At 40.2% G+C, this 14,949-nt stretch carries 12 protein-coding genes, 5 tRNA genes and 2 pseudogenes; 7 read left to right on the plus strand and 12 right to left on the minus strand.

What is annotated here, in order from left to right; translation table 11 throughout:
* The 12 genes and pseudogenes from H515_RS0109315 to spt form a co-directional block, all read right to left on the minus strand.
* The coding region (locus H515_RS0109315) for an ISAon1 family transposase N-terminal region protein (protein ID WP_028901875.1) at positions 1-274 on the minus strand (274 nt) is incomplete at its 3' end.
* 64 nt (positions 275-338) lie between these two features.
* Positions 339-644 (minus strand): annotated as a pseudogene (locus H515_RS13320) (outer membrane beta-barrel protein); the annotation flags it as partial.
* Between the two features lie 194 nt (positions 645-838).
* Positions 839-1,345 carry a 4'-phosphopantetheinyl transferase family protein gene (locus H515_RS0109325; RefSeq protein WP_025877808.1) on the minus strand — a complete coding sequence of 169 codons (507 nt, stop codon included), beginning with the start codon at positions 1,343-1,345 and terminating at the stop codon, positions 839-841.
* Positions 1,326-2,645: a gliding motility-associated protein GldE gene (gene gldE, locus H515_RS0109330; protein ID WP_025877806.1), complete on the minus strand. Its 1,320-nt coding sequence runs from the start codon at positions 2,643-2,645 to the stop codon at positions 1,326-1,328. The genes H515_RS0109325 and gldE overlap by 20 nt, the downstream gene beginning before the upstream one ends.
* Positions 2,645-3,049 (minus strand): single-stranded DNA-binding protein, encoded by a 405-nt coding sequence (locus H515_RS0109335; RefSeq protein ID WP_025877804.1) that lies wholly within the window; start codon positions 3,047-3,049, stop codon positions 2,645-2,647. The genes gldE and H515_RS0109335 overlap by 1 nt, the downstream gene beginning before the upstream one ends.
* 24 nt (positions 3,050-3,073) lie before the next feature.
* Positions 3,074-3,610: a hypothetical protein gene (locus H515_RS0109340; protein WP_025877802.1), complete on the minus strand. Its 537-nt coding sequence runs from the start codon at positions 3,608-3,610 to the stop codon at positions 3,074-3,076.
* 37 nt (positions 3,611-3,647) lie between these two features.
* Positions 3,648-3,720, minus strand: a tRNA-Gly gene (locus H515_RS0109345).
* A 26-nt stretch (positions 3,721-3,746) separates the two neighbouring features.
* Positions 3,747-3,830 (minus strand) — tRNA-Leu (locus tag H515_RS0109350).
* Positions 3,831-3,859: 29 nt separating this feature from the next.
* Positions 3,860-3,941, minus strand: a tRNA-Leu gene (locus H515_RS0109355).
* Positions 3,942-3,989: 48 nt separating this feature from the next.
* Positions 3,990-4,062: transfer RNA gene (locus tag H515_RS0109360), tRNA-Gly, on the minus strand.
* A gap of 27 nt (positions 4,063-4,089) precedes the next feature.
* Positions 4,090-4,163: transfer RNA gene (locus tag H515_RS0109365), tRNA-Pro, on the minus strand.
* A gap of 464 nt (positions 4,164-4,627) precedes the next feature.
* Positions 4,628-5,815, minus strand: coding sequence for a serine palmitoyltransferase (spt, locus tag H515_RS0109370; protein ID WP_028901876.1), 1,188 nt, complete (start codon positions 5,813-5,815; stop codon positions 4,628-4,630).
* A gap of 183 nt (positions 5,816-5,998) precedes the next feature.
* Between spt and H515_RS0109375 the strand changes: the two genes are divergently transcribed.
* The 7 genes and pseudogenes from H515_RS0109375 to H515_RS14135 all read left to right on the plus strand — a co-directional run.
* A complete protein-coding gene (locus H515_RS0109375; RefSeq protein ID WP_025877800.1) occupies positions 5,999-7,027 on the plus strand; it encodes a diacylglycerol/lipid kinase family protein in 1,029 nt (342 codons plus the stop codon).
* Positions 7,028-7,738 (plus strand): tRNA1(Val) (adenine(37)-N6)-methyltransferase, encoded by a 711-nt coding sequence (locus H515_RS0109380; RefSeq protein WP_025877798.1) that lies wholly within the window; start codon positions 7,028-7,030, stop codon positions 7,736-7,738.
* A gap of 111 nt (positions 7,739-7,849) precedes the next feature.
* Entirely contained in the window at positions 7,850-10,312 is a 2,463-nt protein-coding gene (gene lon / locus H515_RS0109385) for an endopeptidase La (RefSeq protein WP_025877796.1), read from the plus strand.
* The gene (tgt, locus tag H515_RS0109390) at positions 10,312-11,439 is read left to right on the plus strand and encodes a tRNA guanosine(34) transglycosylase Tgt (protein WP_025877794.1); all 1,128 of its coding nucleotides are present in this window, start codon (positions 10,312-10,314) and stop codon (positions 11,437-11,439) included. Before lon ends, tgt begins: the two co-directional genes overlap by 1 nt.
* Positions 11,440-11,531: 92 nt before the next feature.
* Positions 11,532-12,677, plus strand: a complete 1,146-nt coding sequence (locus H515_RS0109395) for an LptF/LptG family permease (RefSeq protein ID WP_154653684.1) — start codon at positions 11,532-11,534, stop codon at positions 12,675-12,677.
* Positions 12,678-12,727: 50 nt separating this feature from the next.
* Positions 12,728-14,449, plus strand: a complete 1,722-nt coding sequence (locus H515_RS0109400; RefSeq protein WP_025877791.1) for a DEAD/DEAH box helicase — start codon at positions 12,728-12,730, stop codon at positions 14,447-14,449.
* Positions 14,450-14,740: 291 nt separating this feature from the next.
* Positions 14,741-14,949, plus strand: a pseudogene (locus H515_RS14135) (IS5/IS1182 family transposase); the annotation flags it as partial.

A 14,949-nucleotide genomic window follows, 5' to 3' on the forward strand; every position in this document is an offset into this window, starting at 1 on the left:
TAAAACTCTTGCCCGTGCGCAAATCCGTCCATCGTCTGCGACGAATTTTCAAGATCACCTTATGGCCTCGAATAGGGAAGTCGGTTATATTAACTGCTTCCATGAACCCCTTGGACTCGAAGGTGGCATTACCTGACAAAGTCTTGTCCATACGTTCGTCAAGACTAATATGAAACTCAGGTCCAACCTCGCAGACAGAAACGATAGTAAAATAATCTAATATTTGAGAAGGCAAAACAAGAGTTGCCAAGGTGCGTAACATTTTTTCTTCCATAATGCGAAGGTCGGAATTATTAAGATAAATAACAAATTATTCCCCCATTGATTTTCTACTGAGCCATATTAATATAATCCAATTTAGTAGTTGCGGTTACTTTGCTATTAAGAGTGGGAGACTTAAAATCCGATTTAGCTCCTTGCATAGAGTAAAGAACTCCTGCACTGATAGAGAACAGATCAGTAGCTTGATACTCACCTTCTATACCAGCTGCGAGACCTACTCTTGGATCAGAATCATTGAAGTCAGTTAAATTGGATACATTCATTCCAATTTTAGGTTGGAGATTAAAAGACCCTACTGCGTGTTGTGCATAAGCACCTACTGAAGCAAGCATTACAGCTGCCATGAGAATTAACTTTTTCATAATCTTTGGTATTTAAATTAAATGTAATCAAGTTCTTCTGTCTCTAAGACGTTGCAAATTTAAAGATATATATATAATTGGACAAATTTTTTCTATAAAAAATGCAAGAAAAACGTTATTCATAAATGTTACAGAAAAAAAATGTCCCATTATTCTAATAAATTCATCTATTTATCGAATATTATTTGAAATAATTATAACCAAGCATAGGTTAAAATGTACTCATACGTTGAAGCAATAACAAAAGTTACGTCGCGACTCTTCATCAAATTAGTTGCTATTTTGTTCTGGATATCAACTTTCATGTCTTGATATGTAAGATGATCTTCTGAGAATAATTTATAAATAGTTTCTTTTACACACCACACGGTTAAAAGATCTTCGGTTTCAGTGAAGTGCTCATCGGAGCGTAAAAACCGTTTGCTAATCCGCTTTACCCTTTCAGACCGATATTCGATATCAATGCCTACTTGATGTTTTTTGGATAGTATAATGGCAACATATCCTTTGGTGTGCGAAATACTTATATTATAGCCCTCAACAAGCGGTTTACCATCTTCATTATGGGACAATTCCACTTCAGAGCATAACATTTCAACAAGCAATTCTTGTTCGCCTCGTTTTTCTTCCTCTCTTCCCTTCCCTATTCGGTATAATCCCAGAAGAATATCATCGGCCAAACTATTGAGGTATATCAGCATCGTTTATCGTTACTTTTATCTTGCTAATACGCCTGTTATCAATACCGACAACTTCAAAATCAATATTCGAATAGGAAATTTTCTCATGAATTACTGGAAAATCGCCCTTAATCTCCAAAAGCAAACCAGCTAAAGAATCTGCATCACCCTGCACGTCTGAGAAATCAATATCCAAATTTAGGATTTTGATGAAGTCGACAATAGCAGTCTTTCCTTCAAAAAGATAGCTGTTATTAGCCAATTTAACATAGAATTTTTCTTCATCATCGAATTCATCATTGATTTCCCCAACTATCTCCTCAAGTATATCTTCAAGAGTGACCAATCCACTTGTACCGCCAAATTCGTCCACTACAATGGCTATATGGACTTTGTTGTTTTGAAACTCACGTAAGAGATCATCGATTTTCTTTGTCTCAGGAACGAAATAAGGCGGACGTATGAGACTCTGCCACCTGAAGTTATGCGGCTTCGAGAGATAAGGCAACAAATCTTTAATATATAGGATGCCTCTTATATTATCAATATTATCTTGATAGATGGGTATTCGGGAATAATTATTTTCGATAATACATTTCAGGACTTCGGCATAAGTAGAATGAATTTCCAGGTCAACAATATCCTGACGGGAGGTCATCACTTCCTTAGCAGTTTCATCCACAAAGCGGATGATTCCCTGCAACATCTCCTTTTCTTCGCCAATCTCATTTTTATTAGTTAGTTCCAATGCCTGTTCCAACTCATCAACTGATAACTGTCTGTTCTCTTTCTGAACAACCTTTTCCGCAAAAGCACTGCTACTCAACAGGATATTCTCAACAGGCCAGAACAACTTTCTTAATAGCATGATTGACTTAGCGGCATTACGGCAGAATTTCAGAGGATTTAACCGGCTATAGACCTTTGGCATAATTTCCCCAAAGAGCAATAATAAAAATGTCAAAAGCACGGTTACGCAGACGAGTTCCAGCCATGCGACCTTGAATAGAATTATCTTTCCCAATACAAAGTTGGACAACATCACAATCGTGACATTTACCAAATTATTGGTTATCAGAATTGTTGCCAGCGTGCGTTCACTATCTGTTCTAAGAATCTGAATATATTTGTCACTCTCATACTTGTCGGCATCAAGTTCATCAATGTCGTTTGGGGTCAAACTAAAAAAAGCGATTTCCGAACCACTGGCAAATCCTGAAAGAAACAACAGCAACAAGGCCAAAAGAGCCGCTATTATAACTCCTAAACTGGGAGTTTGGAAATCAACGTATGTTAAAAGATTATTTAGTAGGTCGTCCATTAAAATGGTAATTTAGAATCATCATCATTCGAAGAATCAGATTCTTCCTTTGAGGTATTATTCTGGTTTACCTTTCTGGGGGCGCTGAGCCACTCCAAAGAGTCGGCATATATTTCAGTCGTAGAGCGTCGAATTCCTTTCTTGTCATCATAATCGCGATACCGAATCCGTCCCTCGATATATATCTTGTCACCCTTATGAATATAACGCTCGGCATATTTTGCCAAACTTTTAAAGAGAACTATATTATGCCATTCGGTTCGGTCGGGAACATTAGTGCCATTGGGAAGAACGTACCCCCTCTCCGTAGTAGCCAGTGAGAAAGAGGCTACACACTGATCGGCATCGTAATAATGCACCTCAGGATCATGCCCTACATTTCCAATTAACATTATTTTGTTCATAAATCAAATTTTATCGACAAATATTCACTTCCACATTCCAAGATATCTGAATGAGAAGTTCTTACCTTTGGCTGATGGGAACTGGCTTCTGCTATCAACTCTCTCTTTTAGATAATCGATAATGCGGTTGTAACAATCAATACCCGACATCGACTTACACTGAGCTACGAAATGTGTGTCACGATACTCGTGCTTTCCAGTTGAAGGAATAAAAACCACACGTTTGAAATCCAATGCACCCTCATACCACCCATCTCTCTCTTCATTAAGATGCATAATAGCCGGATTCTCCTTTCTCAGCATCATCTCATTGTTCCGAAGTGCCTTTTTCTGCTTAAAATCAGCCATTGAGGCAGCCTCTGTCTTAATGATGATAAAATATATCCGAGGCCGAACCTTGTAACGCTTTGGATAGAAGACATCACTCTCAGCATAAGCCCGAATATCATCTACCAAATCTGAAGTTAATTGGATATCAGGGATTGACGCTAAAAAATCTAAAGCTTGTTCAACATTATAGACTAATGTCTCGTTATCAAAATATCTTAAATATAAATTCATTTAGATGGTGCTAGTATGTTTCTCTTATAAAAAAATGAGCGGAAAACGAGACTCGAACTCGCGACCCCAACCTTGGCAAGGTTGTGCTCTACCAACTGAGCTATTTCCGCAATGCAGTAAGAAAAGTCTTACTAAGTGAAGAGGAGGAGACTCGAACTCCCACGAAGCAATTTTCACTACCCCCTCAAAGTAGCGCGTCTACCAATTCCGCCACCTCTCCAAATAAAATGACAATCTGAATAAGCAATGTGCCCAGAACAGGACTCGAACCTGCACGTCGTTAAACACACGCACCTGAAACGTGCGCGTCTACCAATTCCGCCACCTGGGCATACAAGAGAGCACGTCTCCGAGGTTTACTTATTTCAGAATTTCAAAGAGCGGAAAACGAGACTCGAACTCGCGACCCCAACCTTGGCAAGGTTGTGCTCTACCAACTGAGCTATTTCCGCATGAACATTTCACCAAATGCCTTATTGTCGGGGCGACAGGATTCGAACCTGCGACCGCCTGGTCCCAAACCAGGAGCGCTACCGGGCTGCGCTACACCCCGCTGCTATCCATCATGAAAACCTTCATTTCTGAATTGCGAGTGCAAAGATACTGCTTTCTTTTTATTCCACAAAACATTTCGATATTTTTTTTGATATCAAGATTATTTTCTAATGACTTCTAACGAGTCTAATGACTAACGACCGTGTTGAAACTCATGTTTAAAGACCATAGAGTGGATAGTTTCTATCAGAACAGATATGTTTTGAACGAATAAAAGAAAAATGCTCAATAACAAAAATCCTATATTTCATATATATTGACACCAATTGCCAATAGTTGACCTTTCGTCGTTCAAAAGGTCAACTATCGCAGTGTAATAGCTGACCTATCAAAGAATGAAAGCTCCTATAAATCTTCGGCAAGAATCAAACAGCTTAGACACGACTGTATAACAGTAAATCAAAAAGAGTTGGCTTTCACGTGCCAACTCTTCGTGTTAGATTATTATCGTCTATTAAAAATTCAGATGATTCCCTGATCTTTAAATATTTTTTTCAGGATTTGCACACCACGCTCTACCTGATCTTCTGTATGGGTTGCCATCAATGCAAAACGAACCAAGGTGTCCTGAGGCGCACAGGCTGGCGGAATCACGGGGTTGATGAACACCCCCGCCTCATAAGCTAATTTTGTCACCATAAATGTTTTGTCGATATCACGAACATAAAGAGGAATGATTGGGCTCTCTGTTTCGCCTATCTCGAATCCCTCATCGCGGAATCTTTTCAAAGCATAATGGGTAACCGCCCACAAATGATCTTGTCGTTCAGGCTCCTTTTGCAATATGTGGAGTGCTTCCAAAGCAGCAGCCGTTGCGGAAGGAGTGTTACTTGCAGAGAAAATATAGGTTCGGCAAGTATGACGTAGATAATTTATCGTGTCCTTGTCAGAAACAATAAATCCACCTATTGAAGCCAAGCTCTTCGAGAAAGTGCCCATAATGAGGTCAACATCGTCGGTCACACCAAAATGATCACAAACGCCTCTACCCTGCTTGCCAAATACGCCAAGACCATGTGCCTCATCGACCATCACAGAACAATTATACTTATGCTTCAGCTCTATGATTTCTGGCAACTTGGCCAAATCGCCCTCCATCGAGAACACACCATCAACCACAATCAACTTTATGGCCTCTTTAGGGAGTTTTTGGAGTACACGCTCCAAATCTTGCATATCATTGTGCTTATAATGCAGTTGGGTTGCGAAACTAAGACGACGCCCATCTACAATACTTGCATGGTCTCTGTCGTCACAAATAATATAATCGCCACGCCCTACAACCATAGCGAGTACGCCGGCATTGACAGAGAAGCCTGTTGAGAAACACAGGGCCTCATCTTTATGCTCGAACTCTGCAAGTTCTTTTTCCAACTGTACATGGAGGTCCAATGTTCCATTTAGGAATCGACTTCCGGCACAGCCCGAACCATATTTGTCCAAGGCACGTTTTCCTGCTTCAATGACTCTGGGGTCATTAGTCAGCCCTGTATATGCATTGGAACCAAACATCAAAATAGAATGTCCGTCGATATCGGTAACTTCTGTGCCCTGTTTGCTAGTGATCTCACGGAAATATGGATACACTCCGGCATCCATGTATTTTTGAGGCTCACAGTAATTTTTGTACTTGTCTTGTAACTGTCCCATTATAAATAAGGTGTAGCGATGGCTACATTTTCATTAGGTCGCAAAGGTACAAATTTTGAGTGATATTTGGTACAATTTGGAAAGAAAACTGCATTTTAAAGATTTTTTTGCCTTATAAAATTGATTAGACTCGAATTAATGAGTACTTTTGTTATTTATTTCTACAAGTTTTGCAATTATGGTATGAAAAAGAAAATAATTTTCATCATGAATCCCATATCGGGATCAAATGACAAGGATTCAGTCCCTGAAATAATTGAAAAATATATTGATAAAGAAAAATTTGACTTCCGCATTGACATGACGGAATATGCTGGCCATGCAACAGAAATTGCCCAAAAAGCTGTTGAAGAAGGGATTGACGTTGTTGTTGCAGTGGGAGGAGACGGTACTGTAAATGAGGTTGGCAAAGCTTTAACCAATACTGAAACAGCACTGGGAATCATTCCATTAGGTTCTGGGAATGGACTTGCCAGACATCTTGCAATACCTCTAAATTTGAAAAAAAGTATTGAAATCCTCAACATCACCAAAGTTAGGGAACTGGACTACGGAATTATCAATGGCACACCCTTTTTCTGTACTTGCGGAATGGGGTTTGACGCCTTCATTTCCATGAAGTTTGCAGAAGCCGGAAAACGCGGACCGATTACCTATGTTCAGAAAGTATTGGAAGAAGGGTTAAAATACAAGCCACAAACTTATGAGATAGAGGACGATGAGGGCATACACCATTACAGGGCTTTTCTTGTTTCAGTAGCCAACGCATCGCAATATGGAAACAATGCTTACATAGCCCCACAAGCATCCATGAGCGACGGAAAATTAGACGTAATTATTATGGAGCCGTTCGATGTGATAGAAGCCCCACAAGTGGCCATAGAGCTATTCAACAAGACATTAGATAAAAATCTGAAAATAAGGACGTTCAGGGCAAAGCACATTCACATACACAGGAAAGCGAAAGGGGTAATCCACTATGATGGAGACCCAACCATGGCCGATGCTGACATCGATATTTCTTTGGTGCACAAGGGAATAAAAATCGTAGTAAACCCCGATGACGATAAAAGCCAGAGACAACCAAATATGATTCAAAATGCTTTCTCAGAACTATTCTCAAACTTTGATTTGATTCGCAGCAATGTGGCCCAACAAGGGAGAAAATTTCAAGCTCTCAACAAGATTATTCTAAGAAAACTTACCAAATAGATGGGATTCACTTTCAAACAATTCCATATAGAGCAGGATAATTGCGCCATGAAGGTCGGAACTGATGGTGTCTTGCTTGGAGCTTGGGCGAGAGGGGGCAAAAGAATACTTGATATTGGAACAGGAACAGGTCTGATAGCACTAATGATGGCACAGCGATTCCCCTATGCCTCAATCGATGCAATTGAAATTGACGGAGCCGCATCCGAAGAGGCTCGGAAGAACATAGAAAACTCACCATTTAAAGACAGAATAACCATTTTCAACACATCGCTTCAAGAATTTCATAGAAAACAATCCGAGTACAATCTTTCGGGAATGTATGATACCATCGTGAGCAATCCTCCCTACTTTATTGACTCATTGAAAAATATTGAACAAAACAAGACAATTGCAAGACACACTGAAACATTGTCCTTCAATGAGCTGATAAGATGCAGCCACGGTTTATTAAAGACAAATGGAAATCTGTCTGTCATTATACCCACAGAAAGTCAAAAATTCTTAGAAAATGAGGCTATATTCGTTGGACTTTCATGTTCGGAGAGAGTATATATCAAAACAAAAGAACACAAAGAAGCAAAAAGAGTTCTTTTAGAATTTAGGAATGGATGCGAAGCCTGTAATACGACGACGGAAAGTCTTACTGACGAAGAAAATAACAAAACGGATTGGTACTATAATATTACTAAAGATTTTTACATCAAGTAAATAACTCCGTTATGGGGTATTATGTATTATTAAGATTTAACTGCGGCTAATCCTTATCCTCTTTCATTTTTTTTAATTACTTTTGCAAGTCAAATCATTAAAGAAAGCTTGATGAAACAAAATAATTCTATACAAATGTTTGCAGATTACGAGGGGGAACTCCCAGAATTAGATGTTAAAATAGAGGGGGAAATTCCCATTTTCGTAACCCGTAATCTTGTAATGTTTCCAGGAGTTTTGATGCCAGTTTTAGTCGGCAGAGAGGCGACACTAAAACTCGTTAAGTATCTTGAAGACAACCCAGGAACTGTTTTTGCGGTAATGAGCCAAAAAGATGGCAATATCGAAGAACCAAAAGAGAAAGATCTCTATCACACGGGTATCTATGCCCGACTGGTTCGCGCCTTTGACATGCCGGCAGGGACAAACGGTGACAGCAGAACGGCAATCTTGCAAGGGTTGGGCCGTTGTAAACTTGATGCTATTACCAGCTTCACACCATACTTAAAGGGATTGACAACATCTATACCCGATGAGCTCTCTGATAAGAAAGACAAAGAATTTATCACTGCAGTCAATGACATGAAAGCAACTGCCAAGGAATATATCCATGGTAGTGAGGAGATTCCTGATGACGCACAATTCGCACTGGACAATATAACAAATCCAATAGTGTCAGTCAACTATGTCTGTGCGAATATGCCATTCAATGTTTCTGACAAGATTCGTTTGTTGGAGGAAGAATCCATGAAGGACAGACTTTTCAGATTAATGAAAACACTGAATAGGGAAATCCAATTCCAACATTTACGCCAGACTATCCGTTCGAAAACTCGTGAGGACCTCGACGAGCAGCAGCGCGAATACTTCCTTCACCAACAAATCAAAAATATTCAAGAAGAATTAGGTGATGGAGAGGCGACACCAGAAAAGAAAGACTTGCTTGAAAAGGCTGCAAAGAAGAAATGGAACGAGGATACTGAGAAAATATTCCAAAAGGAGTTTGACAAATTGAGCACCCTCAATCCCCAAAGTCCAGATTACAGTGTCCAAGTGAATTATCTTCAGACCATGGTAAACTTGCCATGGAACGAGTTTACAAAAGACGATCTTGACCTGAAAAGAGCCAAGAGAGTGCTCGACAGAGACCATTATGGGATGGAAAAAGTCAAAGAACGCATACTTGAATATATGGCAGTTCTCAAGTTAAAAGGGAGCATGAAATCTCCAATATTGTGCCTGTATGGGCCTCCGGGAGTCGGCAAGACAAGTCTTGGCAAAAGCATCGCCGAATCAATGAAGAGGAAATATGTCCGTATGTCACTTGGTGGTCTGCATGATGAATCAGAAATCAGAGGACATAGACGCACTTATATTGGTGCCATGCCAGGAAGAATCGTCAAAAACATTCAGAAAGCTGGCTCTTCCAATCCCGTTTTTATTCTTGATGAGATTGACAAGGTTACCCAAAACACAGTGAATGGCGACCCGTCGTCAGCTCTACTCGAAGTTTTGGACCCTGAACAGAATAACGCATTCCACGACAACTATCTGGATTTGGATTACGATTTATCAAAGGTTCTTTTCATTGCCACAGCCAATGACCTTAATACGATTCCCAAACCATTGCTCGACCGCATGGAAATAATCGAGGTATCAGGTTACATCACTGAAGAGAAGATAGAGATAGCCAAGCGTCATCTTTTCCCAAAAGAATTATCGAACACAGGACTGAATACATCTAATCCGAATTTGAAGTTCACCAAGGCTGCTTTAGAAAAGATAATAGAGAGCTATACGAGGGAAAGCGGTGTCCGACAGCTTGAAAAACAAATAAACAAGGCTCTACGAAAGCTTGCTTACAAACAAGCCATAGATCAAAGCCTACCTTACGAGAGAATAACACCCGTTGAACTGGAGGACTTGTTGGGCAATCCCCCGTTCTATCGCGACGTCTATCAAGGAAATGATTATGCTGGCGTTGCAACAGGACTTGCATGGACAAGTGTTGGTGGGGAAATCCTGTTCATTGAAACATCGCTGTCAAAAGGAAAGGCAGGCAAGTTGACTCTAACAGGCAATCTTGGAGATGTAATGAAAGAATCAGCAATCATAGCGCTTGAATATGTGAAGGCCCATATTGATTCACTAAAAGTTGATTATAGACTTTTTGACCAATGGAACATTCATATTCATGTACCAGAAGGTGCCACACCTAAGGATGGTCCATCAGCAGGTATAACGATAGCGACAAGCATCGCATCGGCTCTTACCCAAAGAAAAATACGAAAGAATATCGCTATGACTGGTGAGATTACACTCCGGGGGAAAGTACTTCCTGTAGGAGGTATCAAGGAAAAAATTCTTGCAGCCAAACGTGCTGGTATCACTGATATTATCATGTGCAAGGAGAACAAGAAAGATATAGAGGAGATTCCACAAAAATACCGTAAGGGGGTTGAATTCCATTATGTTGAAAACATTAATCAGGTATGGGATTTTGCATTAACAGATGAAATTGTCGCAAACCCTTTAGATTTAACAATCAAAGATGATATCAAACAAGAAGATTAATGAAATTTGAGCTTCAACATACAGACAGTTGTAGTGATGCCAGAACTGGTATTATAACGACCGAACATGGACAGATCAACACTCCTATATTCATGCCTGTTGGGACTGCTGGTACTGTCAAAGGGGTTCATTTTTCAGAACTAGTCAATCAAGTTAAGGCCCAAATTATACTTGGCAATACGTACCATTTATATCTTCGTCCAGGTTTGGAAATTTTAAAACAGGCAGGCGGATTGCACAAATTTAATGGATGGGACAAACCTATTTTGACTGATTCAGGTGGCTTTCAAGTCTTTTCACTCACTGGTATAAGGAAATTGTCCGAAGAGGGATGCGAGTTCCGAAGTCATATTGACGGTTCAAAACACTTTTTCACTCCAGAAAGTGTAATGGACACTGAGCGGATAATTGGGGCTGACATAATGATGGCATTTGATGAATGCCCTCCAGGAAACAGCAACTACGATTATGCGAAACAAAGCCTGAAGCTGACACAACGATGGCTGGATAGGTGCATTAAGCGTTTCAATGAGACAGAACCATTATACGGATACAAACAGAGTCTCTTCCCCATCGTTCAAGGATGCACTTTCAAGGATCTGCGAACAGAAGCAGCTCAATTTGTCGCAGACAAGGGTGCTGATGGAAATGCGATTGGTGGTTTAGCCGTAGGCGAGCCAACAGAGGTGATGTATGAGATGATTGAGGTTGTCAATGGCATTCTCCCAAAAGACAAACCCAGGTATCTCATGGGCGTTGGCACACCACAAAATATACTGGAAGGTATCGAAAGGGGTGTTGATATGTTTGATTGTGTCATGCCAAGTCGTAATGGACGAAATGCCATGCTGTTCACCTATGATGGCACTATGAACATGCGAAACAAGAAATGGGAAATGGATTTCAGTCCGATAGATCCAAACGGATGTGAAATAGATAGAATAACGACCAAGGCTTACCTGCACCATTTATTCAAAGCAGGCGAATTGCTTGCCATGCAAATAGCAAGTATTCACAATTTGTCTTTCTATCTCCGTTTGGTAAATGATGCTCAAAAGCATATTGAACAAGACGACTTCACAAATTGGAAGTCTTCTGTCATAGAGCAGCTGGGCAGAAGAATTTAATGAATGTTGGGATGAAGAAACACATTGAGGACTTCTATCAGAGAGCAAAGGACAAGGAACTTGTGTCAAAAGCAAGCCTTTTCTTGAGCTGGATGAAGAAGAATGGACGCAAGATCGGGAATAAGCTAAGTTGGCTTAATCCCAAAAACTATATAAGCATTCTTGATTGGTATATTATCAAGAAATTTATAGGAACGTACATATTCTCTATTGTTCTTATCATTTCCATTGCAATAGTCTTTGACTTCAATGAAAATCTCTCGAAATTTACTCAGTACCACGCCCCTATGCGCGCAATTATCTTTGACTTCTATGCCAACTTCATACCTTATTATTCCAACCTCTTCTCCCCTCTTTTCGTATTTATAGCGGTAATATTCTTCACATCAAAGCTCGCCAGCAACTCCGAAATCATCTCAATGCTCGCCGCAGGGGTATCGTTCAACCGCATCATGCGTCCATATATGCTCTCATGCGTTCTCATCGCCTGTGTGACCTACTATCTGAATAGCTCCGTCATCCCTCATGGCACAGTAATTCGTCAGAATTTTGAGACTCTCTATCGAAATTCAAAGAAGAACACTTCAGCCGAAAATGTTCAGTTGAAGGTTGCGAAAAATACGGTTGCTTACATCCAACATTATGACAACCAATACAAAAGAGGATATGGTTTCTCTCTTGACAGGTTCGAGAACAAAAAGTTGATTGACCACATGACAGCAACAGAAATCCAGTATGATACAGTTGCAGACTCAAAGTATCATTGGAAGGCCACAAATTGGAAGATTAGAAAATTGAAAGGGCTGAAAGAGCATATAACAAGCGGAAGCGAGATGGACACAGTCATCCTTATGGAACCAACGGATTTAGTTTATTCCAAAGGACAACAAGAGACGTTCACTTCGTCAGAATTGTTGGATTACATTTCAAAACAGAGCAGTCGCGGCTCTGGAAACGTTGCCCAGTACGAGGTGGAATATCACAAAAGAATAGCCATGTCTTTTTCTTCCTTTATCCTCACAATCATCGGATTGTCTCTTTCATCAAGGAAAAGGAAAGGTGGAATGGGAATGTACCTTGGCATAGGCTTAGCTCTTAGTTTCGGATATATCATGCTACAAACTGTGTCATCGACATTCGCTATCAATGCCGACACGCCACCGATATTGGCAGCATGGATTCCGAACATTATTTTTGCTATCATAGCATTCTTCTGCTATAGACAAGCACCAAATTAAATAAAAGAATAACAAAAATCCTTTGCGACAAAGGACTTAAATAAAAAAATATGGAATTTGAAAATTTAGATTTAAACGATAATGTCTTGGACGCTCTCTATGACATGAACTTCAAAGAGTGCACACCAGTACAGGAAAATTGTATTCCGGAAATATTAAAAGGCAAGGATGTCCTTGGAGTAGCCCAAACGGGTACTGGCAAAACTGCAGCCTATTTGCTGCCAGTATTGTCAAAGATAGCCGATGGAGGCTATCCCCCTGAGGCTATCAATTGTGTCATAATGTCACCTACGAGAGAATTGGCACAACAAATAGATCAGGCTATACAAGGTTTCTCTTATTACCTCGAAGGCGTCTCCTGCGTTGCTGTTTATGGAGGAAATGACGGAAATCGGTACGACCAAGAGCTGAAGAGTCTCTCACTTGGGGCCGATTTGATTATTGCGACTCCAGGACGTTTCATTTCACACATTTCACTTGGTAATGTGGATCTCTCAAAAGTCAGCTTCTTCATTCTTGACGAAGCCGACCGTATGCTTGACATGGGTTTCTTCGACGATATCATGACCATCGCCAAGAAGTTACCAAAGAACTGCCAGACAATCATGTTTTCTGCCACCATGCCAGAGAAGATTGAAGAGTTGGCAAAGACACTTCTGAAAAATCCGACAGTGATAAAATTAGCAGTGAGCAAACCAGCTGAGAAGATTAAACAGTTGGCTTATGTTTGCCATGAGACTCAGAAATTAGGTATTATAAAAGACATTTTCAAATCAGGTAACTTGAAGCGTGTTATTATCTTTTCAGGATCAAAGCAAAAGGTAAAGCAAATTACAACATCACTTAATCAGAAGCATATAAACTGCGGACAGATGCACTCGGATCTTGACCAAAGCGAAAGAGACGAGATGATGTTCCAGTTTAAAAGTGGAAAAATCGACGTACTCGTTGCAACCGATATCTTGTCTCGTGGTATTGATATTGACGACATAACAATGGTCATCAACTATGATGTCCCACACGATGCTGAGGATTATGTACACCGTATAGGGCGTACTGCCAGAGCAGATAGGGATGGCGCAGCCATTACTTTTGTCAACGATGATGATATCTACTATTTTAAGCAGATTGAAAAGTTCCTTGAGATGGAGGTTGAGAAAGCTCCCCTTCCTGATGGCTTGGGAACTGGCCCTGAATATGTCTCAAATGGCAAATCAAATCGTAGTACCACTGCAAAAAGCAGGAGAAGAAAGGCGCGCGACCAACAAAGTCACAAAGACAAAAAAATGCGCAACAACAGACAGAAGAATAATAGGATTGAGCGTCAAAATGCCGATTCAAGCCCGAAAGGACAACTGGCGGAGAAGGAAGAAGGGCAAAAGGTCAACAAGCGCAATAACAGAAAGGAACAGCAGAAGAGAGAGGGTGTTCCTACACAAAAAGGCACAGGGCAATCATCTAAACAGGCACAGCAAAAAAGGGATAATAAGGAAGCTGACAAACAAGAGCAGAACAAGTCGCTACAGAAAAAGCAGGACAGGACAAATAGTCAGAAGAAGAGAGGGGGGAAATCCAATAAACAGACAAACGAGCTGACTCAGACCAAGAATAGGAATAAGAAAAGAAAAAGACCAAATCCAGATGTCCAGCCTCGCAAGAGTTCTAAATACGAAATCAGAGAAGAACTCCTTTTGACCCCAAAGTCAGATAGCGGCATTAAAGCACTGATCAAGAAGCCCTTGAAGTGGCTTAGCAAATTGGGGAAGAAATAAGCATTTGAGCTAAATTTATATAGTAAAAATGGCAGACCTGAAAGAGTCGCACAATAATATCAATATTGGATGATTCTTTTTTATATTGCTGTCCTCTAAAACTTTTTTGAGCATAAAAATTTAGGGCTGGATTCCTCGCTAGAAATTCAGCCCTCTTAGTTTTCTTTTTTCTAGTTAGTCGTCCCTTGAAAAGTAAATAACCTATTGATTATCAATAAAATAACCTTTCTATTATTTGTATATATCTACAAGTTTTTGTATCTTTGCATGGTAAAATCTTGCAAATCAACAATGTATAAATCTCCATCCAACACCCATCAGGTATCAATGTTTTGGGACTTGGCATCCATGCTCAATCCCACCCATCCAATGTATAAACTTGCCAATCTGATAAATTGGGAAACCTTTGAGCGTTCCTTTGCCCCCTTGTACTGTAAGGACAACGGACGCATGGCCAAGCCTATCCGGCTGATGGTCGGTCTTATTGTGCTGAAGCATAT

Origin of the sequence: Prevotella corporis DSM 18810 = JCM 8529 (genome assembly GCF_000430525.1) — a bacterium.
In the GTDB taxonomy this organism is placed as follows: domain Bacteria; phylum Bacteroidota; class Bacteroidia; order Bacteroidales; family Bacteroidaceae; genus Prevotella; species Prevotella corporis.

Bases quoted from the DNA above. Each gene is read 5' to 3' on its own strand.
- H515_RS0109400 (WP_025877791.1), top strand. From the start codon at position 12,728: ATGGAATTTGAAAATTTAGATTTAAACGATAATGTCTTGGACGCTCTC.
- H515_RS0109375 (WP_025877800.1), top strand. From the start codon at position 5,999: ATGAAAAAGAAAATAATTTTCATCATGAATCCCATATCGGGATCAAAT.
- gldE (WP_025877806.1), bottom strand. From the start codon at position 2,645: ATGGACGACCTACTAAATAATCTTTTAACATACGTTGATTTCCAAACT.
- H515_RS0109395 (WP_154653684.1), top strand. From the start codon at position 11,532: ATGAAGAAGAATGGACGCAAGATCGGGAATAAGCTAAGTTGGCTTAAT.
- lon (WP_025877796.1), top strand. From the start codon at position 7,850: ATGAAACAAAATAATTCTATACAAATGTTTGCAGATTACGAGGGGGAA.
- tgt (WP_025877794.1), top strand. From the start codon at position 10,312: ATGAAATTTGAGCTTCAACATACAGACAGTTGTAGTGATGCCAGAACT.
- spt (WP_028901876.1), bottom strand. From the start codon at position 5,815: ATGGGACAGTTACAAGACAAGTACAAAAATTACTGTGAGCCTCAAAAA.
- H515_RS0109380 (WP_025877798.1), top strand. From the start codon at position 7,028: ATGGGATTCACTTTCAAACAATTCCATATAGAGCAGGATAATTGCGCC.
- H515_RS0109340 (WP_025877802.1), bottom strand. From the start codon at position 3,610: ATGAATTTATATTTAAGATATTTTGATAACGAGACATTAGTCTATAAT.
- H515_RS0109325 (WP_025877808.1), bottom strand. From the start codon at position 1,345: ATGCTGATATACCTCAATAGTTTGGCCGATGATATTCTTCTGGGATTA.
- H515_RS0109335 (WP_025877804.1), bottom strand. From the start codon at position 3,049: ATGAACAAAATAATGTTAATTGGAAATGTAGGGCATGATCCTGAGGTG.